The sequence below is a fragment of the Novosphingobium sp. JCM 18896 genome, assembly GCF_025938095.1.
Taxonomy (GTDB): domain Bacteria; phylum Pseudomonadota; class Alphaproteobacteria; order Sphingomonadales; family Sphingomonadaceae; genus Novosphingobium.
Genome location: NZ_JAPCZF010000003.1, coordinates 478,537 through 502,835, shown reverse-complemented (window position 1 = coordinate 502,835; position 24,299 = coordinate 478,537). Strand labels below are relative to the sequence as shown.

Below are 24,299 nucleotides of genomic sequence, written 5' to 3'. Positions count from 1 at the left end.
TCAGGCCTCCTCGACTTCGCGGACCACGATGCGCAGCCGGCTGAACGGCTTCAGGATGCGCGTGGACTTGCCACGGCCGCGCGTGTGGAAACGCTTCATGGTGATCGACTTGCCCACGCTGGCTTCGGCGACCACGAGGGCGTCGACGTCCAGGTTGTGGTTGTTCTCGGCATTGGCGATCGCCGATGCGAGGACCTTCTTCGCGTCAACCGCCATGGCCTTCTTCGAGAAGGACAGGATGTTGAGTGCGTCCTCGGCCTTGCGGCCACGGATCAGCGCCGCGACCAGGTTCAGCTTCTGCGCCGACCCGCGGATCTGCGTGCCGACCGACAGGGCTTCCTTGTCGCCGACGCGACGGGGAGCTTTTTCCTTGCCCATTAGCGCTTGCCCTTCTTGTCGGCGGCGTGGCCGGGGAACGTGCGCGTGGGCGCGAATTCACCGAGCTTGTGGCCGACCATGTCCTCGTTGACCGAGACCGGGATGAACTTGTGACCGTTGTAGACGGTGAACGTCAGACCAACGAACTGCGGCAGGATCGTCGAGCGACGCGACCAGGTCTTGATCGGGGCGGCGCGGCTGGCATCCTGCGCGGCTTCCGCCTTCTTGAGCAGGTGCAGATCGACGAAGGGGCCTTTCCAGACGGAACGTGCCATGGCGGTTACCTCTTCTTCTTCGCGTGACGCGAACGGATAATCATCTTGTCCGTCTGCTTGTTGTTGCGGGTGCGCGCACCCTTGGTCGGCTTGCCCCAAGGCGTGACCGGATGACGGCCGCCCGAGGTCCGGCCTTCACCACCGCCGTGCGGGTGGTCGACCGGGTTCTTCGCAACACCGCGGGTCAGCGGACGCTTGCCCAGCCAGCGATTGCGGCCCGCCTTGGCGAGGTTCTGGTTCGAGTTGTCGGGGTTCGAGACCGCGCCAACCGTGCCCATGCAATCGCCGCGCAGGTAGCGCTGCTCGCCCGAGTTCAGACGAACGATGACCATGCCGCGGTCACGACCGACGAGCTGGACATAGGTGCCTGCCGAACGGGCGATCTGGCCGCCCTTGCCCGGCTTCATCTCCACGTTGTGGATGATGGTGCCGACCGGCATCTGCGACAGAAGCATGGCGTTGCCGGGCTTCACGTCGGTCTTCTCACCGGCGACCACCGTGTCGCCGACGGCGAGACGCTGGGGCGCGATGATGTAGGTCTGCTCGCCGTCTTCGTACTTGATCAGCGCGATGAAGGCCGTGCGGTTGGGATCGTATTCCAGACGCTCGACGGTGGCCGGCTGGTCCCACTTACGACGCTTGAAGTCGATGAAGCGGTACTTCTGCTTGTGGCCGCCGGCGATGCCGCGCGAGGTCACGTGACCCTTGTTGTTGCGGCCACCGGTCTTGTTCTTGCCTTCGGTCAGCGCCTTGAGGGGCTTGCCCTTCCAAAGCGACGACTTGTCGACGAGGATCAGACCGCGGCGCGCGGGGCTGGTCGGGTTGTAGTTCTTGAGTGCCATGGTCCGCGCCTCAGATTCCGCTGGTGACGTCGATCGACTGGCCAGCGGCCAGGGTGACGACAGCCTTCTTCACGTCCGAACGGCGATAGGGCTTGCCCTTCCACCGCTTGGTCTTGCCCTTCTGGGTCAGCGTGTTCACGCCCACCACCTTGACGTCGAACAGAGCCTCGACCGCAGCCTTGATCTGCGGCTTGGTGGCGCTCTCGGCGACCTTGAAGACGACCGCGTTGTGCTCGCTGAGCAGGGTCGACTTCTCGGTGATGTGCGGAGCCACGATCACGTCGTAGTGACGCGTGTCGATTGCATCCTTAGCCATTGAAACGCGCCTCCAGCTTTTCGACAGCGGCGCGCGTCAGCACCAGCGTATCATGCTTCAGGATGTCGTAGACGTTGGCGCCCACGGCCGGGAGCACATTGACGCCGATGAGGTTGCCGGCGGCGCGGGCGAAGCCAGCGTCGACCTGCTCACCGTCGATGACCAGAACCTTCTTGCCGAAGCCCGCCTTGGCGAGCTGGGCCGAAAGCGCCTTGGTCTTGGCGTCCTTGAGCTCGAGCGTGTCGACGATCACCAGACCCGACTGGGCCTTGGCCGAGAGGGCCATCTTGAGACCGAGTGCACGCACCTTCTTGTTCAGCGAGATGTCGAACTCGCGGCGACGAGCACCGTGAGCCTTACCACCGCCGATGAACACGGGAGCAGCGCGATCGCCGTGACGAGCGGTACCGCCGCCCTTCTGACGACCGAACTTCTTGCCCGTGCGAGCGACTTCCGAGCGCTCGCGGGTCGCACGGGCGATGCCGCGGCGATTCTCGAGCTGCCAGGTGACGACGCGGTGCAGGATGTCGGCGCGCGGCTCGAGACCGAACACGGCGTCCGAAAGCTCGATGTCGCCCTTGCCGGCCGAACCGTCGATGTTGGAAAGCTTGACCTTCACGACTTAGCCCTCCTGGCCTTCGGTCGCCTCGACAGCGACGGTCTCTTCGGCCGGCGTGTCGGCGGGGGCCGAATCGTTGCTGTTGGCGGCGCTCTTCAGGCCGGCGGGATAGGGAGCCTCGGCGTGGCGGGCGACCTTCACCGAGTCGACCACGGTCAGCCAGGTGTTCTTCGAGCCAGGGACCGAGCCCTTGACGAAGATCAGGCCGCGCTCGTCATCGACGCGCACGACTTCGAGGTTCTGCTGGGTGCGCTCGCGGTCACCCATGTGACCGGCCATCTTCTTGTTCTTGAAGACGCGACCCGGATCCTGGCGGTTACCCGTCGAACCGTGGGCACGGTGGCTGATCGAGACGCCGTGGGTGGCGCGCATACCGCCGAAGCCCCAACGCTTCATGGCACCGGCGAAGCCCTTGCCCTGCGTGTGACCGGCGACGTCGACCAGCTGACCCGGCACGAAGTGCGAGGCGGCGATCGTCGCGCCGACTTCGAGGACGGCGTCGTCGGCGACGCGGAACTCGACCAGACGCTGCTTGAGCGAAACCTGGGCCTTGGCGAAGTGCTCGCGCTGCGGCTTGGCGACGTTCTTCTGCTTGGCCTCACCGGCACCGAGCTGGACCGCAACGTAACCGTCACGCTCCGTCGTGCGGACCTGGACAACCTGATTATCTTCCAGCGCCAGAACGGTAACCGGCACGTGCCGTCCGTCTTCCTGGAAAAGGCGGGTCATCCCCACCTTCTTGGCGATCACGCCTGTGCGCATGATCCATTCTCCTACAGAGGCCTACGAGGACCATCCCCGCAGGCGTGTTCAGCCCTGAATGTGAAGCGAGCCCCGTCCGGGCTGAGTGCCATCCGCTGCCCTTGGGCTCTGGATGACGAGACGGGGGACGCTTGCCCGGCCAGATGCCCCGAAAGGCGAGACCGGAGGTATCCCTATGTCCCGGCAGACACATCCGCTTGGGAGGCCTGCCTAACCGGTCGAAGCCGGAAGGAAGTGGTCGGAAGCAGAAGCCCCGACCGAAAACTTAAGCCGCTCGCTTAGGCGAGCTTGATCTCGACGTTCACGCCGGCAGCCAGGTCGAGCTTCATCAGCGCGTCGACGGTGGCAGCGTTGGGCTGAACGATGTCCAGCAGGCGCTTGTACGTACGAACCTCGAACTGCTCACGCGACTTCTTGTCGATGTGCGGGCCGCGGTTGACGCAGAACTTCTCGATCTTCGTCGGCAGAGGAATGGGGCCCCGGATCAGCGCGCCGGTACGGCGGGCGGTGTCCGCGATTTCGCCGGTCGCCTGGTCGAGCACGCGGTGATCGAATGCCTTGAGGCGAATGCGGATATTCTGAGCTTCCATGTCCAACTACCGATGAGAAAGAGCCTTGGGCGCACGCGCCCGATCAATTGCGAAGCGCGCCCCTACTAGGCTTCGGGGATTCGTGCAAGGGCTTTTGGCCCATAAAATCCGCGGATTTCGGGAGATCCGCGACGGGATGCCACGAGACGCCACGAGAATCCCGAATCGGGCCCAGATCACGCCCTCCAGAACGGGCAAAGGCCCGGCCTCCCCGAAGGAAGACCGGGCCTTTCGAACCCGTCAGATCGCGAAGATTACTTCGTGATCTTGGCAACGACGCCCGAACCGACGGTGCGGCCGCCTTCGCGGATAGCGAAGCGGAGACCTTCGTCCATGGCGATCGGCGCGATCAGCTTGACCGACAGCGCGATGTTGTCGCCCGGCATGACCATCTCGGTGCCCTCGGGGAGGATGACCTCACCGGTGACGTCGGTCGTGCGGAAGTAGAACTGCGGACGATAGTTCGCGAAGAACGGCGTGTGACGGCCACCCTCGTCCTTCGACAGGACGTAAACCTCGGCCGAGAACTCGGTGTGCGGCGTGACCGAGCCGGGCTTGGCCAGAACCTGGCCGCGCTCGACGTCGTCGCGCTTCAGACCGCGAACCAGAGCACCGATGTTGTCGCCGGCTTCACCCTGATCGAGCAGCTTGCGGAACATTTCGACGCCGGTGACGGTGGTCTTCTGCGTGTCGCGGATGCCGATGACTTCGACTTCCTCGCCAACCTTGATGATGCCGGTCTCGACGCGGCCGGTGACGACCGTACCACGACCCGAGATCGAGAACACGTCTTCGACGGGCATCAGGAACGGCTTGTCGGTCGGACGCGGCGGCTGCGGGATCGCGGTGTCGACGGCGTTCATCAGGGCAACGATCGATTCCTTGCCGATGTTCTCGTCGCGGCCTTCGAGAGCGGCGAGAGCCGAACCCGGGATCACGGGGATGTTGTCGCCGTCGAAGCCGTACGAGCTGAGCAGCTCGCGGATTTCGAGCTCGACGAGCTCGAGGATCTCGGCGTCGTCGACCTGGTCGACCTTGTTCATGTAGACGACCAGAGCCGGCACGCCGACCTGGCGAGCGAGCAGGATGTGCTCGCGGGTCTGCGGCATCGGGCCGTCAGCGGCGTTCACGACCAGGATCGCGCCGTCCATCTGGGCGGCACCGGTGATCATGTTCTTGACGTAGTCAGCGTGACCCGGGCAGTCGACGTGCGCGTAGTGACGGGCAGCGGTCTCGTACTCGACGTGAGCGGTCGAGATCGTGATACCACGCTCGCGCTCTTCCGGAGCCTTGTCGATGTTCGCGAAGTCAACGGCTTCACCGCCGTTGATTTCAGCCATGATCTTGGTGATCGCTGCGGTCAGCGTGGTCTTGCCGTGGTCAACGTGACCGATGGTGCCGATGTTGCAGTGCGGCTTGTTCCGCTCAAACTTTGCCTTGGCCATTGTTCCAACCTTCTTTTCGCTTGAATTGAATCTGCGGGACGGAGTCGGCACCCGCTGAAACAGGCGCCGCCCCTAATCTGATCTTGCTGGTTAAGCAAGCTTCTCCTTGACCTCGGCCGCGACGTTCGCCGGGACCTCGTCGTAGTGGGAGAAGAACATCGAGTAGTTCGCTCGGCCCTGGGTGAACGAGCGGAGCTGGTTCACGTAACCGAACATGTTCGCCAGCGGCACCATGGCCTCGACGACCTGGGCATTGCCGCGGCTGTCGGTGCCCTGGATCTGGCCACGACGGCTGTTCATGTCGCCGATGACGTCGCCGAGATATTCCTCGGGGGTGACGACTTCGACCTTCATGATCGGCTCGAGCAGCTTGATGCCGGCCTTCTGGGCGACTTCACGCATGGCACCGCGACCGGCGATTTCGAAGGCCAGGGCCGACGAGTCGACGTCGTGGTAGGCACCGTCGTAGAGGTTGATCTCGAAGTCGATGATCGGGAAGCCGACCAGCGAGCCCGAGGCAGCCGTCTCGCGGAAGCCCTTTTCGATCGCGGGGATATATTCCTTCGGAATGTTACCGCCCTTGATCTCGTCCTTGAAGACGATGCCCGAACCGCGCTCGCCCGGCGTGACCTTGACCTTCACGCGACCGAACTGGCCGGTACCACCCGACTGCTTCTTGTGGGTGTAGTCGATGTCCACCGGCTTCGCGAGGTACTCGCGATAGGCAACCTGCGGCGCGCCGACGTTGGCTTCGACCTTGAACTCGCGACGCATGCGGTCGACGATGATGTCCAGGTGAAGTTCGCCCATGCCCTTGATGATCGTCTGGCCCGATTCGTGATCGGTCGAGACGCGGAACGAGGGATCCTCGGCCGAGAGACGGTTGAGCGCGACGCCCATCTTCTCCTGGTCGGCCTTGGTCTTGGGCTCCACCGACAGCTCGATGACCGGCTCGGGGAATTCCATGCGCTCGAGCACGATCGGCGCCTTTTCCGCGCAGAGCGTGTCGCCCGTGGTGGTTTCCTTCATGCCGGCCAGCGCGACGATGTCGCCGGCGTAGGCTTCTTCGATGTCCTTACGGTCGTTGGCGTGCATCTCGAGGATGCGGCCGACCTTTTCCTTCTTGTCCTTCACCGAGTTCAGGTACGAGCCCTTCGACAGGGTACCCGAGTAGATGCGGATGAAGGTGAGCGAGCCGACGAACGGATCGTTCATGACCTTGAAGGCCAGGGCCGAGAACGGCGCGGTGTCTTCGGGCGGACGGCTGTCCTTCTCGTCGCTGTCCATCTTGACGCCCTGGACGTCTTCGATGTCGAGCGGCGAAGGCAGGAAGTCGACGACGGCGTCGAGCAGGGGCTGAACGCCCTTGTTCTTGAACGCCGAGCCGCAGACGACCGGAACGAAGGCGTGGCCGAGCGTACCCTTGCGGATCAGCTTCTTGAGCGTCGCCACGTCGGGCTCGTTGCCTTCGAGATAGGCTTCCATCGCGTCGTCGTCCTGTTCGACGGCGAGTTCGATCAGCTCGGCACGATAGACCGCAGCCTCGTCGGCGAGGTCGGCCGGGATCTCTTCGTAGGTGAACTCGGCGCCCAGGCTCTCATCCTTCCAGATGATCGCGCGGTTGTGCACGAGGTCGACCAGACCCTTCAGGTCGGCTTCGAGGCCGATCGGAATGTAGAGCACGGCGGGCTTGGCACCGAGGCGGTCGATGATCGACTGCACGCAGTACTTGAAGTTCGCACCGGTGCGGTCGAGCTTGTTGATGAAGCACATGCGCGGCACGCCGTACTTGTCGGCCTGGCGCCACACGGTTTCCGACTGCGGCTCGACGCCGGCAACGCCGTCGAAGCACGCCACGGCACCGTCGAGCACGCGGAGCGAACGCTCGACTTCGATGGTGAAGTCGACGTGGCCCGGGGTGTCGATGATGTTGATGCGATATTCATCGCCCTGGCCGCTGTCGGCCTTCCAGAAGCAGGTCGTCGCGGCCGACGTGATCGTGATGCCGCGCTCCTGCTCCTGCTCCATCCAGTCCATGGTCGCGGCGCCGTCGTGCACTTCGCCGATCTTGTAGGACTTGCCGGTGTAGTACAGGATACGCTCGGTCGTCGTGGTCTTGCCGGCGTCGATGTGCGCCATGATACCGATGTTGCGGTATTTCTCGAGCGGATGGCCGCGTGCCATGATGAGTTCCTCGGAGATTTGGGGGAGCCTGGGTGAGGCTCCGCCCATATGGTTATGAAAGTTGCAGTTTGAAGACTGTGCCCAAACTTGCAGGGACCGAAGTTACCAGCGGTAGTGGCTGAACGCGCGGTTGGCGTCGGCCATGCGGTGGGTGTCTTCGCGCTTCTTGACCGCGTTGCCGCGGTTGTTGGCGGCGTCGAGCAGCTCGGCCGAGAGACGCGCCGACATGGTGGTCTCCGAACGGTTGCGAGCGGCGGTGATCAGCCAGCGGATGGCGAGAGCCTGGGCACGCTCGGGGCGAACCTCGACCGGGACCTGATAGGTCGCACCACCGACGCGGCGGCTGCGGACTTCGATCTGCGGCTTCACGTTGTCCAGCGCGTTGTGGAACAGCTGAACCGGATCGGCCTTGGCGCGGGTTTCCATGGTCTCGAGCGCACCGTAGACGATGCTTTCCGCGACCGACTTCTTACCGTCGAGCATGAGGTTGTTCATGAACTTCGACAGGATCTGATCCCCGAACTTGGGATCCGGCAGGATTTCCCGCTTCTCGGGACGACGACGACGTGACATCGGATGAATTCCTTAAACTTCGGACCGAACACCTGATCTGCGATCAGGTCGCCAGGTCAAAAAACCAGCGAAGGGTGGAAACCCTTACTTCGGACGCTTGGCGCCGTACTTCGAGCGCGACTGCTTGCGGTCCTTGACGCCCTGCGTGTCGAGCACGCCGCGCAGGACGTGGTAGCGCACGCCGGGAAGGTCGCGAACACGGCCGCCGCGGATCAGCACGACCGAGTGCTCCTGCAGGTTGTGGCCTTCGCCCGGGATGTACGAAATGACTTCGCGGCTGTTGGTCAGACGGATCTTGGCCACCTTGCGAAGTGCCGAGTTCGGCTTCTTCGGGGTCGTCGTGTAGACGCGGGTGCAGACGCCGCGCTTCTGCGGGTTCTGCTCCATCGCAGGGACCTTCGACTTGGTCTTCTGCGGCACGCGACCCTTGCGGATCAGCTGGTTGATAGTGGGCATGAAGTGCTCTTCACCTGTGTTGCCCGAACGACGGAATTGCCGCCCGGAAATGACGTTTCGAAAGCCGATGGAAGGTGAAGCATCACGACTGCACGGCACGCCCGAAAGCGGACCGTCTACAGTGTGAACCGAAACCCTCCACCCGGTCGAACCGCCGGGTTACTTTGACGGCTGACGCGAGGTACTCACCCCTCGCACGCGCCGGCAATGTTCAGCTCTATGTCCAGAGCCAGGACGATATCCTGACCCGGAAGCCGGCGCCCTTAGGCGGATTCGCCGGAGCGGTCAAGCGATGCCGCGCTCGGTGCGATAGGCGGCGATCAGCCCCTCGTACTCGTCCATCGCCGGAAAGCGTTCGAAGCTGCGCACCGCGCCGGTCGCGGCCCAGGGTAGTTTCTCGGCGGTCTGTGTCTCGGCCCAGGGCGCAAACCAGCCGGCGTCGTCGATCAGGGTGGCGCGAACGTTGACGAAGCCCATCGGACCGCGCGGCCTGGTGAAGACCCAGGACTTGCACCAGTCGCAATGATGATGGTCGGCCTCGTCGCCATGCAGGCCGCCGACCACCGTCTCGCCCGCGATCACCGCGAAACCGTCCTCGGGCATGATCAGTGTCGTCGAGAAGGCGCTCGCGGTCATCCGCTGGCAGCCGCGGCAGTGACAGACCGTTTCCATCCACGGCGCCGCGGTCAGCCGGAAACGCACCCGCCCGCAACGACAACCGCCTTCGAGCGGAAGCGCGGGCATTGCGTCGACCATCTGCCTGCTGCCGCCTATTTGAGCGCGCGGGCGCCGGCCTCGCCGACGGATTCGATGTCGCGGCCCACGCCCTTGACCGTGTTGCAGGCGCCCAGCGACGCGAGCAGGCCGCCCATCAGCGCGGCGATCAGTAGCTTACGACCAGTGTTCATGCGTCTTCCCGCCATAGCGTTGCACCCTTGCCCGCGTTCCTAGGCATGGCAGTCGCCAACGGCAAGCCACGCGCGCGCCGGCGCGTCCACCGAAACGACCGTGATGCATTTCACGACGGCCGGGCTCTGGGGGGCGATGAAACGATTCGGTGGGACTCGAAGGTCGTGTTAGCCTGATCGCCCACCATGGCACGCGAGAGGAGAACGGCCATGACGGAACTCACCTTGTGCCTCAATCGCGCACGCGAAGAGGTCCTGCTGGCACTCGGCGCCGAAAGCCCCGAGGATGAACGCCTTCACCGGAAGAAAGCCTTGCTGCTGACCGCGGAAGCGGTGCGCGACATCGACCGCGAGCCCGATGCGCCGCACGACTGGTCGCTGCTCGCGGCGACCTGACCCAAAGCCATCCACACACCAAGCCCACCGGCCTGTGAGCCATGCCAAAGCCGGCTGCCCAAAGCTGTCAGGCCAAAGCTGGTAGGCCAAAGCTGGTAGGGAAGCGGCCGGTGCGGATCGACCGCTTCCCCCTGTCCCCCGGCGATCGTACGGGGGCCAGTTCTCAAAACCGCACTAGACGCAAAGAAAAACGCTACCGGGTAACAGTACCCGCAGCCCGAACCTTCGCGATTATTGTCTTCGACCCGTGTATTCGCCTTCGAAGGCGCGTCATCCGCCAGGGCGCAACACAGCACCCCGCGCATCGAACCGCGCCGCAACCTCTTGATATGGCGAAATTCCCTTCATCGCCTCCATCCCGTTACCTGGTCCGGCCCTCACCGCTTTGGCGATGCAGGAACCGACCGGCTGTTATGTTTCCAAATTGCTCAGAATCCGAACGAAAGGTCAAGCAGAAACCCCCAATCGATTCGCGAGATCTTCGGGGATTATTTCCTAAGCACACTTAGTAATTCTTGGCGGTTACTCTGCGACGAAGACGATCGTCGATCGGGCGAGCCCTCGCCCGCGCCTTCACGACTTCTGGCTGGCGCGCGGCGTCGGCAGGATCGCCGCCTGCAGAGCCACGAAATCGGGACAGGCGGCGGCGCCGTCGATCCGCGCCTGGAGCGCGCGATAGTGCGCGAGCACGGCCTGTCCGGCGGGACTGACCCGCGCGCCGCCGCCGTGCGCCATGCCCGGCGAAGTCTCGACCAGCGGCGCCTGCCAGCAGCGGTTCATCGCATCGACGAGCAGCCAGGCACGGCGATAGCTCATGCCCATCGCCCGGCCCGCGGCCGAGATCGAACCATGCTGCGCGATCGCATCGAGCAGGTCGGCCTTGCCGGGCCCCATCGCGATCTCGTCGCCGCAATAGAGCTGGATCTTGAGCTTGAGCATCGCCTCGCCGGTCATGTCCGAACCCTAGCGCCTCGCGCCGTCCTCCGCGAGTCCGACTGAAAAAGATGCTTAATTTGCCGTTATTGGCGCATGGCCCCGCGTCATCGGGACCGATGAGGGGCATTTTGCAATGCAGCATTTTCCTTACAAGACGTTCCGACCTGCGGTAGACTGCGGCGACGAGGCAGCGCGCGGGGGGCGGCAGGTGGCTCAATACGATTTCATCGTCATCGGCAGCGGACCCTCGGGCAGGCGCGCCGCGATCCAGGCGGCCAAGCTCGGCAAGTCGGTGCTCGTGGTCGAAGGCCGCAAGCGCGTCGGCGGCGTCTCGGTGCACACGGGCACGATCCCCTCGAAGACCCTGCGCGAGACCGCGCTCAATCTCTCGGGCTGGCGCGAACGCGGCTTCTACGGCCGTTCGTACCGCGTGAAGAAGGAGATCGGCAGCGAGGACCTGTCGATGCGCCTCGGCAAGACGCTCGAGCATGAGGTCGACGTCCTCGAACACCAGTTCCTGCGCAACGGCGTCCACACCATGGAAGGTTTCGCGCGCTTCCAGGACGAACATCGCCTGATCGTCACCTCGCCCGACGGCAGCGAACTGCTGGTCGAGGGCGAGCGCATCCTGATCGCAGTCGGCACCGTGCCGTTCCGCCCCGACAACATCGACTTCGACGACGAGTGCATCCTCGACAGCGACGAAGTGGTCGACATGCCGCGGCTGCCGCGCTCGATCACCGTGGTCGGCGCCGGCGTCATCGGCATCGAATATGCGACGATCTTCTCGGCGCTCGACGTCCAGGTGACGATCATCGAGCCGCGCGAGACCTTCCTCGACTTCATCGACCGCGAGATCCTCGACGAATTCGTCCACCAGTTGCGCGATCGCGGCGTCACCTTCCGCCTCGGCGCGCCGGTGGTCTCGGTCGAGAAGGTCGGCAGCAAGGTCGTCACCAAGACGGGCGACGGCCGCACCGTGCGCACCGACATGCTGCTCTATTGCGCGGGCCGCATGGGCGCGACCGAGCACCTCGGGCTCGACGCCTGCGGCCTCGGCACCGATGGCCGCGGCCGGCTCAAGGTCGATCCCGACACCTTCCAGACCGAGGTCCCGCACGTCTATGCGACGGGCGACGTCATCGGCTTCCCCAGCCTCGCCTCCACCTCGATGGAACAGGGCCGCATCGCCGCCTGCCACGCCTTCGGCCTGCCCCTGCCCCCGGCACCCGCCTATTTCCCCTACGGCATCTACGCCGTGCCCGAGATCAGCACCGTCGGCATGAGCGAGCAGGAAGTGCGCGACAAGAAGATCAACTACGAATGCGGCATCGCCCGCATGCGCGAGACCAGCCGCGGCCACATCATGGGCCTCGACCAGGGCATGATGAAGATGATCTTCTCGATCAAGACGCGGCGCCTGCTCGGCGTCCACATCCTCGGCGAAGGCGCGACCGAGCTGATCCACATCGGCCAGGCCGTGCTCAACCTCAAGGGCACGGTCGACTACTTCATCGAGAACACGTTCAACTATCCGACCCTGGCCGAGGCCTACAAGATCGCCGCGCTCGACGCCTGGAACCGCATGCCGCGCGATTGAGCGTCAAGACGGCGCATCTGGAACCAAACCCCGCTCCGCCGATTGACTCGGCCGGAGGTTCCAGATGGCCGCTCGCGCATATTGGAAGGGGCAGATCCGCCTCGCGCTCGTCTCGATCCCGGTGGAGGTCTACAAGGCCACCAAATCGGGCGCGGCGATCTCGTTCCGGCAGATCCACGAGCCTTCGGGCAAGCCGATCAAGTATGAGAAGGTCGTCCCCGGCGTCGGCCCGGTCGACCGCGACGAGATCATCAAGGGCTACGAGGTGTCGAAGGGCAACTTCGTGCTGCTCGAGGACGAGGAGATCGAGGCGGTCAAGCTCGAGTCCAAGCGGACGCTCGATCTCGTCCAGTTCGTCGATGCCGATGCGATCGACGTGCTCTATTTCGACCAGCCCTATTACGTCGTCCCGGCCGACGAACTGGCCGAGGAGGCCTATGTCGTGCTGCGCGAGGCGCTGCGCAAATCGCGCAAGGTCGGGCTCGGCCAGCTGGCGATCAGGGGTCAGGAATTCCTCGTCAGCCTCAAGCCCTGCGGCCGCGGGCTGGTGCTCGAAACCTTGCGCTATGCCGACGAGGTGAACAAGGCGGCGAACTATTTCCGCGACATCCACGACAAGAAGCCCGACGCCGACCTGCTCGAACTGGCGACCACGCTGATCGACAAGAAATCGGGCAAGTTCGATGCCGGCGAGTATCACAACCGCTATATCGATGCGCTGCACCGGCTGATCGACAAGAAGGCCAAGTCCAAGGGCAAGCGCGTGATCGAGGAGGCCGACGAGCCCGGCGCGGTCCGCGGCAAGTCCAACGTCATCGACCTGATGGCGGCGCTCAAGGCCTCGGTCGAGGGCAAGAAGGCGGCACCGGCCGAGAAGAAGGCTCCAGGCCAAAAGGCAGCGCCCAAGAAGACCTCGGCCGCTACGAAGAAGCCTGCCGCCAAGGCGCCTGCCCGCAAGCGGGCCTGACATGGCCAGCCGCAGCAAGGATCCGCTGGCGACCTACAACGCCAAGCGCGATTTCAAGAAGACCGCCGAGCCCAAGGGCAAGCGCGCGCCGAGTGCCGCGGGCAACCGCTTCATCGTTCAGAAGCACGAGGCGACGCGGCTGCACTGGGATTTCCGGCTCGAGGTCGACGGCGTGCTCAAGTCCTGGGCCGTGACCAAGGGACCGAGCCTCGATCCCGCCGACAAACGGCTGGCCGTGCGGACCGAGGATCACCCGATGTCCTATGGCACTTTCGAGGGGACGATCCCCAAGGGCGAGTACGGCGGCGGCACGGTGATGCTGTGGGACCAGGGCACCTGGGAGCCGATCCCCGGCAAGAGCGCCAAGGACTTCGAAGACGGCCACCTGCATTTCGTGCTCCACGGCGAGCGGATGAAGGGCGAATGGCTGCTCGTGCGGATGAAGCCGCGCGGGAAGGAAACGCGCGAGAACTGGCTGCTCCGCAAGGTCGACGACAAGCATGCCGGCGGCTCGGGCGATCTGGTCGAGCGCGCGCTGTCGAGCGTGCTGACCGGCCGCTCGATGGCCGAGATCACCGCCGACAAGCAGGCCAGCCATTCGCTCAAGGGCAAGAAGGGTGAGGCCTTCGCGGCGGAGATGGAGAAGGCGGCAGCGCACAACCAGCGAAAGGCCAAGCCCGCAGGCAAAGCGGCCGCGGGCAAGCTGCCGAAGTTCGCAGCGCCGCAGCTAGCGACCTTGGTCGACGCAGTGCCGGCGGGGAACGACTGGCTGCACGAGATCAAGTTCGACGGCTACCGCGCGCTGATCGCCGTGTCGGGCCCCGACGTGCGCGTCTATACGCGCAAGGGGCTCGACTGGACCGACAAGTTCGGCCCGCTGGTCGCGGCCATCGCCGCGCTCGACCTGCCGCCCGCGCTGATCGACGGCGAGATCACCGCGCCGGGCAAGGACGGCAATCCGAGCTTCTCGGCGCTACAGGCCGAGTTGAAGCGCGGCCACGGTAGCCAGAAGAGCCCGCTCGATTTTCACGCCTTCGACCTGCTGTCGCTGAACGGCGAGGACCTGAAGGCCCTACCCCAGATCGAGCGCAAGGAACGGCTCGAAGCGCTGCTCGCCGATGCCCAACCGCCGATCCGAGTGGCCGACCACGTCGTCGGCGCGGGCGAGACGCTCTACGCGGCGATGTGCGAGGCGGGGATGGAAGGGATCATCTCGAAGCGCATCGAAGCGCCCTATCGCGGCACGCGCAGCAAGTCCTGGGTCAAGGTCAAGTGCACGCGGCGGCAGGAATTCGTCGTGATCGGCTGGACCAGGTCGAGCGCCAAGGCGCGGCCGTTCGCCTCGCTCTACCTCGCGCAGCACGAGGGCAAAGCGCTGATCTACAAGGGCAAGGTCGGCACGGGCTTCGACGCCGACACGCTCGCCGATCTCGCCGCCAGGATGAAGCCACTGGCGCGCGACACGCCCGCGGCGGAAGTCCCCCGCGCCGAAGCACGCGGCGGCCAGTGGATCACGCCCAAGCTCGTCGCCGAGATCGCCTTCGCCGAGATGACCGCGGACGGCCGCGTGCGCCATGGCTCGTTCCTCGGGCTGCGCAGCGACAAGCCGGCCAAGGCAGTGAAGCCCGAGAAGGCCCGGCCCGCGCCAGCGCCCGAGCCGGCGGTGAAGATCAGCAACCGCGACCGCGTGATCTTTCCCGAGAGCGGGCAGACCAAGGGGCAACTGGCGGACTACTACGCGCAGGTCGCGCCGCTAATGCTCGCGCACATGGCGGGCCGGCCGATCAGCCTCGTCCGCTGCCCGCAGGGTCGCGCGAAGAAGTGCTTCTTCCAGAAGCACGATTCCGGCACCTTCGGAAAGGACGTCCACCACGTACCGATCCGCGAGAAGGACGGCGGCCACGAGGACTATCTCCATGTCGAGAACGGCGCCGGCGTGCTGTCCTGCGTGCAGATGGGCACGATCGAGTTCCACGGCTGGGGTGCTCACGCCGCCCAGGTCGAGAAGCCCGATCGCATGGTCTTCGACCTCGATCCCGACGAAGGGCTCGACTGGGTCGAGGTCCGCCAGGCAGCCTTCGACCTGCGCGACCGGCTGGGCGACCTCGGCCTGACCAGCTTCGCGATGGTCTCGGGCGGCAAGGGCGTGCACGTCGTCGTGCCGCTGACACCTGGGCACGATTGGGACGCGCACAAGGATTTCTCCAAGCGCTTCGCCGAGGCCATGGCGCTGGCCGAACCCGACCGTTTCGTCGCGACGCTGTCCAAGGCCAAGCGCAAGGGCAAGATCTTCATCGACTACCTGCGCAACCAGCGCGGGAGCACCGCGGTCATGCCCTACTCGGCGCGGGCGCGACCCGGCGCGCCCGTCGCGGTGCCCGTCACCTGGGACGAGCTGAAAGACCTCGCCAGCCCCCACGAGTGGTCGATCGACGATGCGGCACGGCTCGTCGAAAGGGCGGATTCGCGTGCTTTCAAGGGGTGGGGCTTCGCCGCCCAGACCCTCCCCGAGATTTAGCTCCATTTCGGTCGGCCCGTCGTTCCAGGCGGGTCGTTTGGTCGATTTCAGACTCCCCGAGGGAGCCGAAGCTCCTCAGGTTCGTTGCTGAACCACGAGTTCCACACGCAACCACTTGGGAGTATTTCATCATGAAGAAGATCCTCACCGCCCTCGTCGCCACCTCGGCTCTCGGCATGACCGCGCCGGCTTTCGCCGCGCAGGATGCGGCGCCGGCCCCGGCTGCAGAGGCCCCGGCCGCTGCCGCCGCTACCGCCAAGGCTGGCGACACGGTCTATGATACGGCGGGCGAAGCCGTTGCCACGGTCGAGAGCGTCGAAGGTTCGAACGCCGTCTTGTCGACGGGCTCGAGCAAGGCCACCGTGCCGCTGAGCTCGCTGGCCAGCGGCCCCAAGGGACCGACAATCGGCATGACCAAGTCGCAGCTCGAAGCCGCGATCGCCGGTGCCAGCGGCGGTGCCGCGCCGACGAACAAGTAAGCTTCAGGATCCAGCATCCTGACATTCGACCGGTAGCCCCTCGGGGCTGCCGGTTTTGCTTTGTTCAGGCCGCGCGGTTCAGCGGCGCCAGCCGTTCGAGCACCACCTCGTCCGCCGCGGTCAGCAGGCCGCCGTCCTTCGGCATGACCTGCACCGCGACCTGATCGGCGCCGGCATCCCAATGCGCCTCGATCCGCTGGCCGATCGCCACGGCATCGCCCCAGGCGACCAGCGCATCGGCGACACGATCCGACACCGTCGGGCCGAGCTCGTCCTCGGAAAAGCCCATGCGCAGCAGGCTGTTGCGATAGTTCGGAATCCCCGCGAGCCCGGCGACCAGCCCGCGCCCCACGGTGCGCGCCTGCTCGGCATCGGTCTCGAGCAGAATCTTCTGCTCGACCAGCAGCAGCTTGCCCGGCCCCAGGATGCCGCGCGCCATGGCCGTATGTTCGGGCGTGGTGGCGAAGGGATGCGCGCCGTCGGCATGATCGCGCGCGAGTTCGAGCATCTTCGGCCCGAGCGCGGCGATCACGGTCTTCGGCGTCTCGGCCGGCGGCGGCCCGGCATAAGTCATGCCCGCCATGGCTTCGAGATAGGCGCGCATCGTCGCCACCGGCTTGCCCCAGGCCGTGTGCCCGCGCATGCCCTCGACGATGAACTGGTGGCTGGCGCCGAGCCCCAGCAGAAAACGTCCGCCCCACTGCTCGTTGAGCCCATATTGCGCGCCGAGCATCATCGTCGGGTCGCGCGAATAGATGTTGGCGACGCCGAGCGCGACCTGCAGCCGCTCGGTCCTGGCGAGGATCTTCGCCGCCAGCACCATCGGATCGCTACCCATACCGTCGTTGATCCAGAGCGTGCCGTAGCCCCAGCCCTCGAGCCGCCGCGCGAAAGCGACGAGGTCATCCGAGGGATAGCCGATCGTGTTGATCCAGACCGCCAGCTTGTCGATTCTCATGCGCTTGACCTTTCCCGCCTTTCCATCCCCAATACCCGCGGGAGAGACAAGACATATGACCGAAATCGAACGGCTGCTCGCGATCGAGGCGATCAAGCAGGTCAAGGCCAAGTACTTCTACGGCTTCGACCACAAGGACTGGGACCTGTGGCGGCGCGAAGTCTGGGCGCCCGAGGGGCGGCTCGAAGTGCCCGAGTTCCGGCCCGAGCCTTTCGCGCCGTTCGAGGAGGTGCTGAAATACGCTTCCGAAGCGGCGGCCGACCAAGTCTCGGTCCATCACGGCCATACGCCGGTCATCGACTTCGTCTCGGATGACGAGGCCAAGGTGATCTGGGCGATGGAGGACCGACTGTTCCGCAGCAAGGAGCACCCGCTCTACGACGGATCGACCTGGCTCCACGGCTGGGGGCACTACCACGAAACCTATGTCCGGCTGCCGCAAGGCTGGCGTCTGCTGGCCAGCCGGCTGACGCGGCTGCGCGTCGAGATGAAGCGGGTGTTCTGATGAGCTGGTCGGACCACATGTCGCCGGTCGAGTATCTGACCGCCATCGCCGAGATCGAACAGCTCAAGGCGCGCTACTTCTACGGTTACGACCACAAGGACTGGGCCTTCTGGCGCGACGAGGTATGGGCGCCCGACGGGCGGCTCGAAGTGCCCGAGATGGGCATGACCCTAGAACCGCGCGACGCGATGATTGCCTGGGTCGCCGAACAGGCGGCCGATCAGGTCTCGGTCCACCACGGGCACACGCCGATCATCGAGATCGTCTCGCCGACCGAGGCCACGGGCATTTGGGCGATGGAGGACCGGCTCTACCGCTCGAAGGAACATCCGCTCAACGGCGACACCCATTTCGTGCTCGGCTTCGGGCACTATCACGAACGCTACGTGAAGCTCGACGTGGGCTGGCGGATCCTGTCGACCCGGCTGACGCGCCTGCGGACGGTCTACGAGACCGTGATGTGAACTGAAGATCCTCCCCATTTTTGCGTAGCACAAATGGCGTGGTGGAGGGGTGGTTGCGCTAGTTACCCCTCCACCACCAGCCCCTGCGGGTCTGGCGGTCCCCCTCCCCGTTTGTGGCTTCGCCAAAAACAGGGAGGATCTTGAGCTTAGAACTTCACCGTCGCTTCCACACCGACGATCCGCGGATCGCCCCAGGCGAGGATGTTGCCGTAGCTCGAGCTTGAATTGCCGAAGGTCGTATAGCCGGCGTTAAACAGGTTCTTGGCATAGACCGCGAGCTCGAAAGCGTCGTCGGCCGTGCGCAGGCCCAGCCGTGCGTTGACCAGCCAGTAGGACGGCCCCGTGGAATCCGGCAGGACGCCGGGCAGGCCCGACTGCTGCCAGATGATCTCGTCGGTATAGGAGGCCAGCGCATTGCCGACGATCTTCCAGTGATCGCCGACCGGTTGCTGCAGGTCGGCGCCGAACGAGAACTGCCATTCGGGCGAATTGATCATCCGCGTGCCCGACAGGTCGAAGGGATCGAGCACCGGATTGCCGGCCAGGCGGAAGGTCCGGTACTTGGCGTTGAGATAGCCGGCCGAGGCGGTCAGGGTCAGCGGCTCGGCCACGCGCGCGGTCAGGCCCAGCTCGGCGCCGTAGGTCCGCGCCGAACCGGCGTTGACCACCGAGATCGAGACCAGCGGCGCGAAGGCGAAGCTGGGCGAAACGTGCGCGGCGACCTGGACGTCGCGATAGTCGTTGTAGAACAACGCGGCGGTCAACTGGACGCTGCGATCGAACAGCGGGGTGCGCAGGCCCAGTTCGTAGGAATCGACGGTCTCGCCGCGGAAGGCGCCGCCCTGGTTGATCGGATCGGGGAAGAAGCTGGTCGGCACCACCGGCACGATGCCGCCCGCCTTGAAGCCGCGCGCCCAGCGCGCATAGACGTTGCCGCCGCCCTCCAGGCTATATTTGAGCGTGGCCGAGGGCAGGAACTTCTCCTGCTTGAGCACGAAGGGATCCTGGGTGTTGGCGATCGGGTTGAACGAGATCGCGTCGTTCTTCTCGTTCACGTAGCGGCCCGAGACCGTGAGATTGAGCTTGTCGGTGAAGTCGTAGCCGAGCTGGGCATAGGCCGACCAGTTGGTCACCGTATAGCGCCCCGAGCCCGAGGGCAGGTTCGCGAGATAGGGGATGCCGCGGAAGATCGTGGTCGCGAGGCCGCCGTCGAACTTGGCCTGGAGATAGGACCCGCCGACGATCCAGCTCAGCGGCCCAGCGCCCGTCGAGGCCGCGCGCAGCTCCTGGTAGAAGGTCGACTTGTCGATGTTGACGCTGGCCGCGAGGAAGTTGAACGGCAGGAAGCCCAGTTCGGTCAGGAACTTCGAGTGGTTCTCGCGGTAGGCGGTGATCGAGGTGAGGTCGATGTTGTCGAGGCTCAGCACGGCCGTGCCCGAGACGCCGTAGTCCTTGAGCTTGACATAGCCCTCGCCGCGCTGCGCCGTGGTGAACTTCTCGGTCGGCTGGACGATCAGCCCGGCGAGGCTGGCGGGCGTGGTATTGGCGCCGGCATTGGCGTTGAACAGGCTCGAGGCGACGGCGATCGCATAGCCCGGCGTCAGGTTGTAGAGGCCGTTGCCGTTGTCGTCGTTCTTCTCGCTGTAGTCGCCGGCGATCGTGATCTTGAAGCGGTCGCTCGGGCGGAACAGCAGCTTGCCGCCGATCGCGGTGAAGTCCTCGGTGACGTAGCTGTCCTTGGCCGAAAGGCCGGCGTTGAGCTGCGCCGCGAACTGCGCCGCGGTGCCGAGGATCGGCGCGCCGGTGGCGCTGAAGCCGAGGATGCCCGAAGCCCCGCCGAGCGCCGGATTGGCCGGGAACATCGCCGGCGTATAGGCGACGGCATTGGGCGTGATGTTGTCGATGTAGCCGTCGTGGCTGCGCCGCTCGAAGGTCATCGACACGGCGAGCTGGTCGGTCAGCGGCAGGTTGACGTAGGTCGAGGCCTGAAAGGTGTTCTTCTCGCCATAGGAGGCGCGGAAGGTCGCCGCGGGGGCTTCGGTGCTCGGCTGGCGGGTGATGAGTTGACCGCGCCGCCCGTGGCGTTGCGGCCGTAGAGCGCGCCCGGCGCCCCTTTGATCACCTCGACCCGCTCGACGTCGACGAAGTTGTTGACCATCGAGCCGAACACGCGCGGGACTTCGTCGATGAAGGTCGCGACCGAAGGATCGGCGCCGACGAAGATCGAGTTGCCGATGCCGCGGATGAACATCTGGTTGTAGCCCGAGGCGTTCGACGTGGCGAAACCCGGGGTGGTCAGCTGGAGATCGCTCATCTGCTTGATACCGGCATTGGCGAGCTGGTCGGCGCTGGTCGCCTGGATCGACAGCGGCACGTCGAGCACGCTCTGCTGCTTGCGCTGGGCGGTGACGATGATCTCGTTGACCCCGCGGCTGTCGTCGCTGTCCTGCGCATAGGCGGGGACCGACAGCACGGCCAGCATCGCGGTTGCCAGACGGAGTCCGGGCTTGACGGCGTTCCTCATCACATCCTCCCACGTTGGCCCGGCGTTTTACCGATGCCTTCTTCCCAAGCCGGCGCCGCACGTCTTCGAACAATACGCCGCAGTCCTATTTCACCACGTCTATGACATTTGGCACCGTGGTTCCAGCACGATGTCTGGAACGAAAACCACCGGTGGACTTGGTTTGTCGATAGTGGGAGCTATCTTCGCGAAAAACGAATCCAGGAGGTGCGGATGGGCAAGGTGGTGGTGATTACGGGTGCGGGCTCGGGCCTCGGGCGAGCGATGGCGCGACGGCTTGCACGCGAGGGGCACCGGCTGGTGCTGCTCGGGCGGTCGCTGGGCAAGGTCGAGGCCGTGGCCGAGGAGATCGGTGGCGGCGCCTTTGCCTTGTCCTGCGACGTCGGCGACGTCGGCAGCGTGCGATCGGCCTTTGCCGCGATCGCCGAGCGCGAGCCGCGCATCGACGTGCTGATCAACAATGCCGCGGTCTACGAGCCTTTCATGATCGACGAAGGCAGCGACGAACAGATCGCCCAGGCGCTCGACACCAATCTCGCCGGAACGATCCACGTCACCCGCGCGGCGCTCGCGCAGATGGGCGAAGGCAGCCATATCATCAACATCAGCACGCGCACGGTCGCCGAGCCGGCGGTGATGCTCGCGCTCTACCAGACGAGCAAGGCCGGGCTGGAGCGCTTCACCAAGACCCTGCGCGAGGAAGTGGCCGAGCGCGGCATCCGCGTGTCGATGCTACGCGCCGCGGGCATGATGGAAGAGGGCATGACGATGAACATGTCGCCCGAAGTCTTCGCCCGCTTCCGCGAGGAGCGCGCCAAGCGGAAGATCGGCTACAACGCGGTCAGCCAGTTCGCCTCGGTGGCCGACATGCTGCCCTGGCTGATCGACCTGCCCGCCGACGTCGCCGTGACCGAGCTGATGCTCGAGGCCCGCGCGACCTGACCTTGCTCGCCCCGGCGGCGGGACAGACCGAGGACCCAAAGCGCGCCCTGCGCGTTGAGCCTGTCTGACCGATCGCGCTGGGAGAGACGAGGCATGGATGCTGCGGAGGTGTTCACCAAGCTGGACTGCGAGCTACACCCCGACCCGTCCCGCACCGTCATCCGGCCTTTCCATTTCGCCTATCCCCAGGCTTTCGCTGCAGGCGGCCCAACCCGCCTGCAGCGCGTGGCGCAGCGCATCGGCTCGCTCGACGCCGAGGTGCGCGAGCGCATGCTCGCGTTCCTGCAGGGGCCGATGCACGAGCGCCATTGCAATGCCGAAGCGACTTTCGCGCGCCAGGTCGAATGCCTGACCGACGAGCTCGGCGACACGCCCGCGCTCGACGACCGCGAAAGCCTGCTGCTCGGCGCCTATCTGAGCCAGGAATATGCCTTCGAATCCGCCGCGCTGTTCAATCCCAGCATCGTGCGCATTCCGGGAACCGACGGCACGATCGACGACGCCGAAAAACGAGGGCCCCACTTCCTGCTCTCGCTGCGCGGCATCGGCGAGGGCCACGTCTCCTCGGTCACCTTCCGCACGGGCACCTGGGACGGCGACCGCGCACTCACGATCGATCCGGCCAGCCCGCACTGTATCCCGCCGCGGATCGAGAGCGACAGCGAAGGCTGGGTGCGGCTGCAATGCGACGAGAGCCAGGACGTCTCGGAAACCGTGGTCTTCCCCGTGCTGCCCTCGCAGCGCCAGGGGATCGAGGACTTGCGCATGGTCGGTTTCCGCGACGACGACGGCAGCGAGCAGGTCATCGGCACCTATACCGCCTACGACGGCCGCAAGGTCCGCCAGGAACTGCTGCGCGGCATCGACCTCAGGACCTTCGAGATGCGGCCGCTGACCGGGGCGATGACCGGCTACAAGGGCATGGCGCTGTTCCCGCGCCGGATCGACGGCCAATACGTGATGCTGGGCCGGCAAGACGGCGAGAACGTCTGGCTGCTGCGCTCCGACGATCTCTACACCTGGGAGACCGGCAAGCCGATCATGGCGCCGCGCTATCCCTGGGAATTCGTGCAGATCGGCAATTGCGGCTCGCCGATCGAGATCGCCGAGGGCTGGCTGGTCTTCACCCACGGCGTCGGCCTGGTGCGCGGCTATGCCATCGGCGCCTGCCTGCTCGACAAGGCCGATCCGTCGCGCGTGCTGGCACGGACCCGCGCGCCGGTAGTCTACCCCAGCGCCGAGCAGCGCGGCGGCTACGTGCCCAACGTCACCTACAGCTGCGGCGCGCTGGTCCACGGACGGAGGGTCCTGCTGCCCTTCGGCGTGGCCGACGAGTTCACCGCCTTCGCCGTCGCCGAGCTCGACGATCTGCTGGCGGTGATGGTGGCGGCGTAGGGCGACCTACGATCCTCCCCTTCCGGGGGAGGTGGCAGCCCGCAGGGCTGACGGAGGGGGCTGCAGTTGGACGAGAACGTCGCCCGCGCCGCGCCCCCTCCACCACCCGCTGCGCGGGCGGTCCCCCTCCCCCGACGGGGGAGGATCCAAGCTAGGTAGGCCTCAATCCCCCTGCCGCGCGTCGAACGACACGCGCGCGCTTTCGATGTTGTCCAGGTTCGCCTCGATCCAGGTGCCGATCCGCAAGGCCTGGTCCGCCAGCGACGTGCCGAGTTCGGTCAGCGCATAGACCACCTGCGGCGGCACCGTCGGGTGGACCGTGCGTTCGACCATGCCGTCGCGTTCGAGCGCGCGGAGCGTGCGCGTCAGCATCTGCTGCGAGATGCCGGCGACGCCGCGGCGCAGCTGGTTGAAGCGCAGCGGACCCTCGCCCAAGGTCACCACCACGGGCAGGGTCCAGCGATCGCCGATCCGCGCGAGATGCTCGGCCAGCTTGCCGCACTTCTGGTGCCCGCGGGTGCTGACGGTGGCGGTCATATCCATGTGGCGGTCATACCGGTGTGACTAGGTCCCAAAAAAATGCGTTCTTGGCGCGTCGGATGGCGCTCCATAGCTAGCTGGGGTCTTTGCACCAGTTTGGATAGCCCCGATGAAACTCCTCCATATCGATTCCTCGATCCAGTCCGAAGCCTCGGCCAGCCGCCTGCTCTCCGCCGCCGTGGTCGCGCAGCTCAAGGAGCACGATCCCGCGATCGAGGTCACCTATCGCGATCTCGCCGCCGATCCGCTGCCGCACCTGACGCTCGACCGCTTCGGCAGCGCCGAGGGCGAGGCCGTGCTCGAAGAATTCCTCTCGGCCGACGTGCTCGTGATCGGTGCACCGATGTACAATTTCGGCATTCCCAGCCAGCTCAAGGCCTGGTTCGATCATGTGCTGATCGCGGGGCGCACCTTCCGCTATACCGCGACCGGCCCCGAAGGCCTGGCCGGCGACAAGCGCGTCATCATCACCGCCTCGCGCGGCGGCTATTATGGCAAGGCGAGCCCCGGCGAGGCGAACGAGCACGCCGAGAGCCACCTGCGCGCCATGCTGGGCTTCGCGGGGATCACCGATCCGCAGGTCGTCATCGCCGAAGGCGTGGCCATCGGCCCCGAACATCGCCAGCAGGCGCTGGATGCAGCCCTGGCCTGGATCGACGACGTCACGCCGGTCGCCACCACGGCCTAGATCATCGTCGTCACGCGCGGGGCCGGCCCGATGGCCATG

Annotated in this window: 28 protein-coding genes; 10 read left to right on the top strand and 18 right to left on the bottom strand. The window is 65.6% G+C overall.

The window, feature by feature from the left end; all coding sequences use genetic code 11:
- From rplV to OLX23_RS12700, 13 genes are all read right to left on the bottom strand, one after another.
- Positions 1-378: a 50S ribosomal protein L22 gene (gene rplV / locus OLX23_RS12760; protein WP_264445378.1), complete on the bottom strand. Its 378-nt coding sequence runs from the start codon at positions 376-378 to the stop codon at positions 1-3.
- On the bottom strand, positions 378-653 hold the full coding sequence (gene rpsS / locus OLX23_RS12755; protein ID WP_264445377.1) for a 30S ribosomal protein S19: 276 nt from the start codon (positions 651-653) through the stop codon (positions 378-380). Before rpsS ends, rplV begins: the two co-directional genes overlap by 1 nt.
- Positions 654-658: 5 nt before the next feature.
- Complete coding sequence (gene rplB, locus OLX23_RS12750; RefSeq protein ID WP_264445376.1) at positions 659-1,495, bottom strand: 50S ribosomal protein L2; 837 nt, start codon at positions 1,493-1,495, stop codon at positions 659-661.
- Between the two features lie 10 nt (positions 1,496-1,505).
- A complete protein-coding gene (locus tag OLX23_RS12745) occupies positions 1,506-1,811 on the bottom strand; it encodes a 50S ribosomal protein L23 (RefSeq protein WP_264445375.1) in 306 nt (101 codons plus the stop codon).
- Positions 1,804-2,430, bottom strand: a complete 627-nt coding sequence (gene rplD / locus OLX23_RS12740) for a 50S ribosomal protein L4 (RefSeq protein WP_264445374.1) — start codon at positions 2,428-2,430, stop codon at positions 1,804-1,806. The genes OLX23_RS12745 and rplD overlap by 8 nt, the downstream gene beginning before the upstream one ends.
- A gap of 3 nt (positions 2,431-2,433) precedes the next feature.
- Entirely contained in the window at positions 2,434-3,192 is a 759-nt protein-coding gene (rplC, locus tag OLX23_RS12735) for a 50S ribosomal protein L3 (RefSeq protein WP_264445373.1), read from the bottom strand.
- Between the two features lie 278 nt (positions 3,193-3,470).
- The gene (rpsJ, locus tag OLX23_RS12730; RefSeq protein ID WP_091146544.1) at positions 3,471-3,782 is read right to left on the bottom strand and encodes a 30S ribosomal protein S10; all 312 of its coding nucleotides are present in this window, start codon (positions 3,780-3,782) and stop codon (positions 3,471-3,473) included.
- A gap of 254 nt (positions 3,783-4,036) precedes the next feature.
- Positions 4,037-5,227, bottom strand: coding sequence for an elongation factor Tu (tuf, locus tag OLX23_RS12725; RefSeq protein WP_264445372.1), 1,191 nt, complete (start codon positions 5,225-5,227; stop codon positions 4,037-4,039).
- 90 nt (positions 5,228-5,317) lie between these two features.
- Positions 5,318-7,411, bottom strand: a complete 2,094-nt coding sequence (gene fusA, locus OLX23_RS12720) for an elongation factor G (protein ID WP_264445371.1) — start codon at positions 7,409-7,411, stop codon at positions 5,318-5,320.
- 102 nt (positions 7,412-7,513) lie between these two features.
- Positions 7,514-7,984, bottom strand: coding sequence for a 30S ribosomal protein S7 (gene rpsG / locus OLX23_RS12715; protein WP_264445370.1), 471 nt, complete (start codon positions 7,982-7,984; stop codon positions 7,514-7,516).
- An 84-nt stretch (positions 7,985-8,068) separates the two neighbouring features.
- Positions 8,069-8,440, bottom strand: coding sequence for a 30S ribosomal protein S12 (gene rpsL / locus OLX23_RS12710; RefSeq protein WP_264445369.1), 372 nt, complete (start codon positions 8,438-8,440; stop codon positions 8,069-8,071).
- A gap of 285 nt (positions 8,441-8,725) precedes the next feature.
- A complete protein-coding gene (locus tag OLX23_RS12705; protein ID WP_264445368.1) occupies positions 8,726-9,196 on the bottom strand; it encodes a GFA family protein in 471 nt (156 codons plus the stop codon).
- A gap of 14 nt (positions 9,197-9,210) precedes the next feature.
- Positions 9,211-9,312, bottom strand: coding sequence for an entericidin A/B family lipoprotein (locus OLX23_RS12700; RefSeq protein WP_413629859.1), 102 nt, complete (start codon positions 9,310-9,312; stop codon positions 9,211-9,213).
- A gap of 246 nt (positions 9,313-9,558) precedes the next feature.
- Here OLX23_RS12700 and OLX23_RS12695 point away from each other — a divergent pair, with 246 nt between their 5' ends.
- On the top strand, positions 9,559-9,744 hold the full coding sequence (locus OLX23_RS12695) for a hypothetical protein (protein WP_264445366.1): 186 nt from the start codon (positions 9,559-9,561) through the stop codon (positions 9,742-9,744).
- Positions 9,745-10,317: 573 nt separating this feature from the next.
- Here OLX23_RS12695 and OLX23_RS12690 read toward each other — a convergent pair.
- Positions 10,318-10,698: a winged helix-turn-helix domain-containing protein gene (locus tag OLX23_RS12690; protein WP_264445365.1), complete on the bottom strand. Its 381-nt coding sequence runs from the start codon at positions 10,696-10,698 to the stop codon at positions 10,318-10,320.
- Between the two features lie 190 nt (positions 10,699-10,888).
- On the opposite strand from OLX23_RS12690, the gene sthA reads away from it, so the two are divergent.
- The 4 genes from sthA to OLX23_RS12670 all read left to right on the top strand — a co-directional run bounded on the left by sthA (position 10,889) and on the right by OLX23_RS12670 (position 16,244).
- Complete coding sequence (gene sthA / locus OLX23_RS12685) at positions 10,889-12,280, top strand: Si-specific NAD(P)(+) transhydrogenase (protein WP_264445364.1); 1,392 nt, start codon at positions 10,889-10,891, stop codon at positions 12,278-12,280.
- A 64-nt stretch (positions 12,281-12,344) separates the two neighbouring features.
- Entirely contained in the window at positions 12,345-13,247 is a 903-nt protein-coding gene (locus tag OLX23_RS12680; protein WP_264445363.1) for a Ku protein, read from the top strand.
- Position 13,248: 1 nt separating this feature from the next.
- Entirely contained in the window at positions 13,249-15,765 is a 2,517-nt protein-coding gene (ligD, locus tag OLX23_RS12675) for a DNA ligase D (RefSeq protein WP_264445362.1), read from the top strand.
- A 131-nt stretch (positions 15,766-15,896) separates the two neighbouring features.
- On the top strand, positions 15,897-16,244 hold the full coding sequence (locus OLX23_RS12670; protein ID WP_264445361.1) for a hypothetical protein: 348 nt from the start codon (positions 15,897-15,899) through the stop codon (positions 16,242-16,244).
- Between the two features lie 64 nt (positions 16,245-16,308).
- Here OLX23_RS12670 and OLX23_RS12665 read toward each other — a convergent pair whose 3' ends face one another.
- A complete protein-coding gene (locus OLX23_RS12665) occupies positions 16,309-17,202 on the bottom strand; it encodes a TIGR03620 family F420-dependent LLM class oxidoreductase (RefSeq protein WP_264445360.1) in 894 nt (297 codons plus the stop codon).
- Between the two features lie 55 nt (positions 17,203-17,257).
- Between OLX23_RS12665 and OLX23_RS12660 the strand changes: the two genes are divergently transcribed.
- Both OLX23_RS12660 and OLX23_RS12655 read left to right on the top strand, forming a co-directional pair.
- Positions 17,258-17,707, top strand: coding sequence for a nuclear transport factor 2 family protein (locus OLX23_RS12660; RefSeq protein WP_264445359.1), 450 nt, complete (start codon positions 17,258-17,260; stop codon positions 17,705-17,707).
- Positions 17,707-18,171, top strand: coding sequence for a nuclear transport factor 2 family protein (locus OLX23_RS12655; protein WP_264445358.1), 465 nt, complete (start codon positions 17,707-17,709; stop codon positions 18,169-18,171). Before OLX23_RS12660 ends, OLX23_RS12655 begins: the two co-directional genes overlap by 1 nt.
- A 146-nt stretch (positions 18,172-18,317) precedes the next feature.
- On the opposite strand, the gene OLX23_RS12650 is transcribed toward OLX23_RS12655, so the two are convergent.
- Both OLX23_RS12650 and OLX23_RS12645 read right to left on the bottom strand, forming a co-directional pair.
- On the bottom strand, positions 18,318-20,108 hold the full coding sequence (locus tag OLX23_RS12650) for a TonB-dependent receptor (protein ID WP_264445687.1): 1,791 nt from the start codon (positions 20,106-20,108) through the stop codon (positions 18,318-18,320).
- 20 nt (positions 20,109-20,128) lie between these two features.
- Positions 20,129-20,695 carry a TonB-dependent receptor plug domain-containing protein gene (locus OLX23_RS12645; RefSeq protein WP_264445357.1) on the bottom strand — a complete coding sequence of 189 codons (567 nt, stop codon included), beginning with the start codon at positions 20,693-20,695 and terminating at the stop codon, positions 20,129-20,131.
- A gap of 213 nt (positions 20,696-20,908) precedes the next feature.
- Between OLX23_RS12645 and OLX23_RS12640 the strand changes: the two genes are divergently transcribed.
- Together OLX23_RS12640 and OLX23_RS12635 are read left to right on the top strand one after the other, a co-directional pair.
- Positions 20,909-21,637, top strand: a complete 729-nt coding sequence (locus OLX23_RS12640; protein WP_264445356.1) for an SDR family oxidoreductase — start codon at positions 20,909-20,911, stop codon at positions 21,635-21,637.
- A gap of 93 nt (positions 21,638-21,730) precedes the next feature.
- The gene (locus OLX23_RS12635; protein WP_264445355.1) at positions 21,731-23,032 is read left to right on the top strand and encodes a glycoside hydrolase family 130 protein; all 1,302 of its coding nucleotides are present in this window, start codon (positions 21,731-21,733) and stop codon (positions 23,030-23,032) included.
- Between the two features lie 162 nt (positions 23,033-23,194).
- Here the strand turns inward: OLX23_RS12635 and OLX23_RS12630 are convergent, their stop codons facing one another.
- On the bottom strand, positions 23,195-23,575 hold the full coding sequence (locus OLX23_RS12630) for a winged helix-turn-helix transcriptional regulator (protein ID WP_264445354.1): 381 nt from the start codon (positions 23,573-23,575) through the stop codon (positions 23,195-23,197).
- Between the two features lie 106 nt (positions 23,576-23,681).
- Between OLX23_RS12630 and OLX23_RS12625 the strand changes: the two genes are divergently transcribed.
- Positions 23,682-24,260: an FMN-dependent NADH-azoreductase gene (locus OLX23_RS12625; protein ID WP_264445353.1), complete on the top strand. Its 579-nt coding sequence runs from the start codon at positions 23,682-23,684 to the stop codon at positions 24,258-24,260.
- Positions 24,261-24,299: the final 39 nt, after the last annotated feature.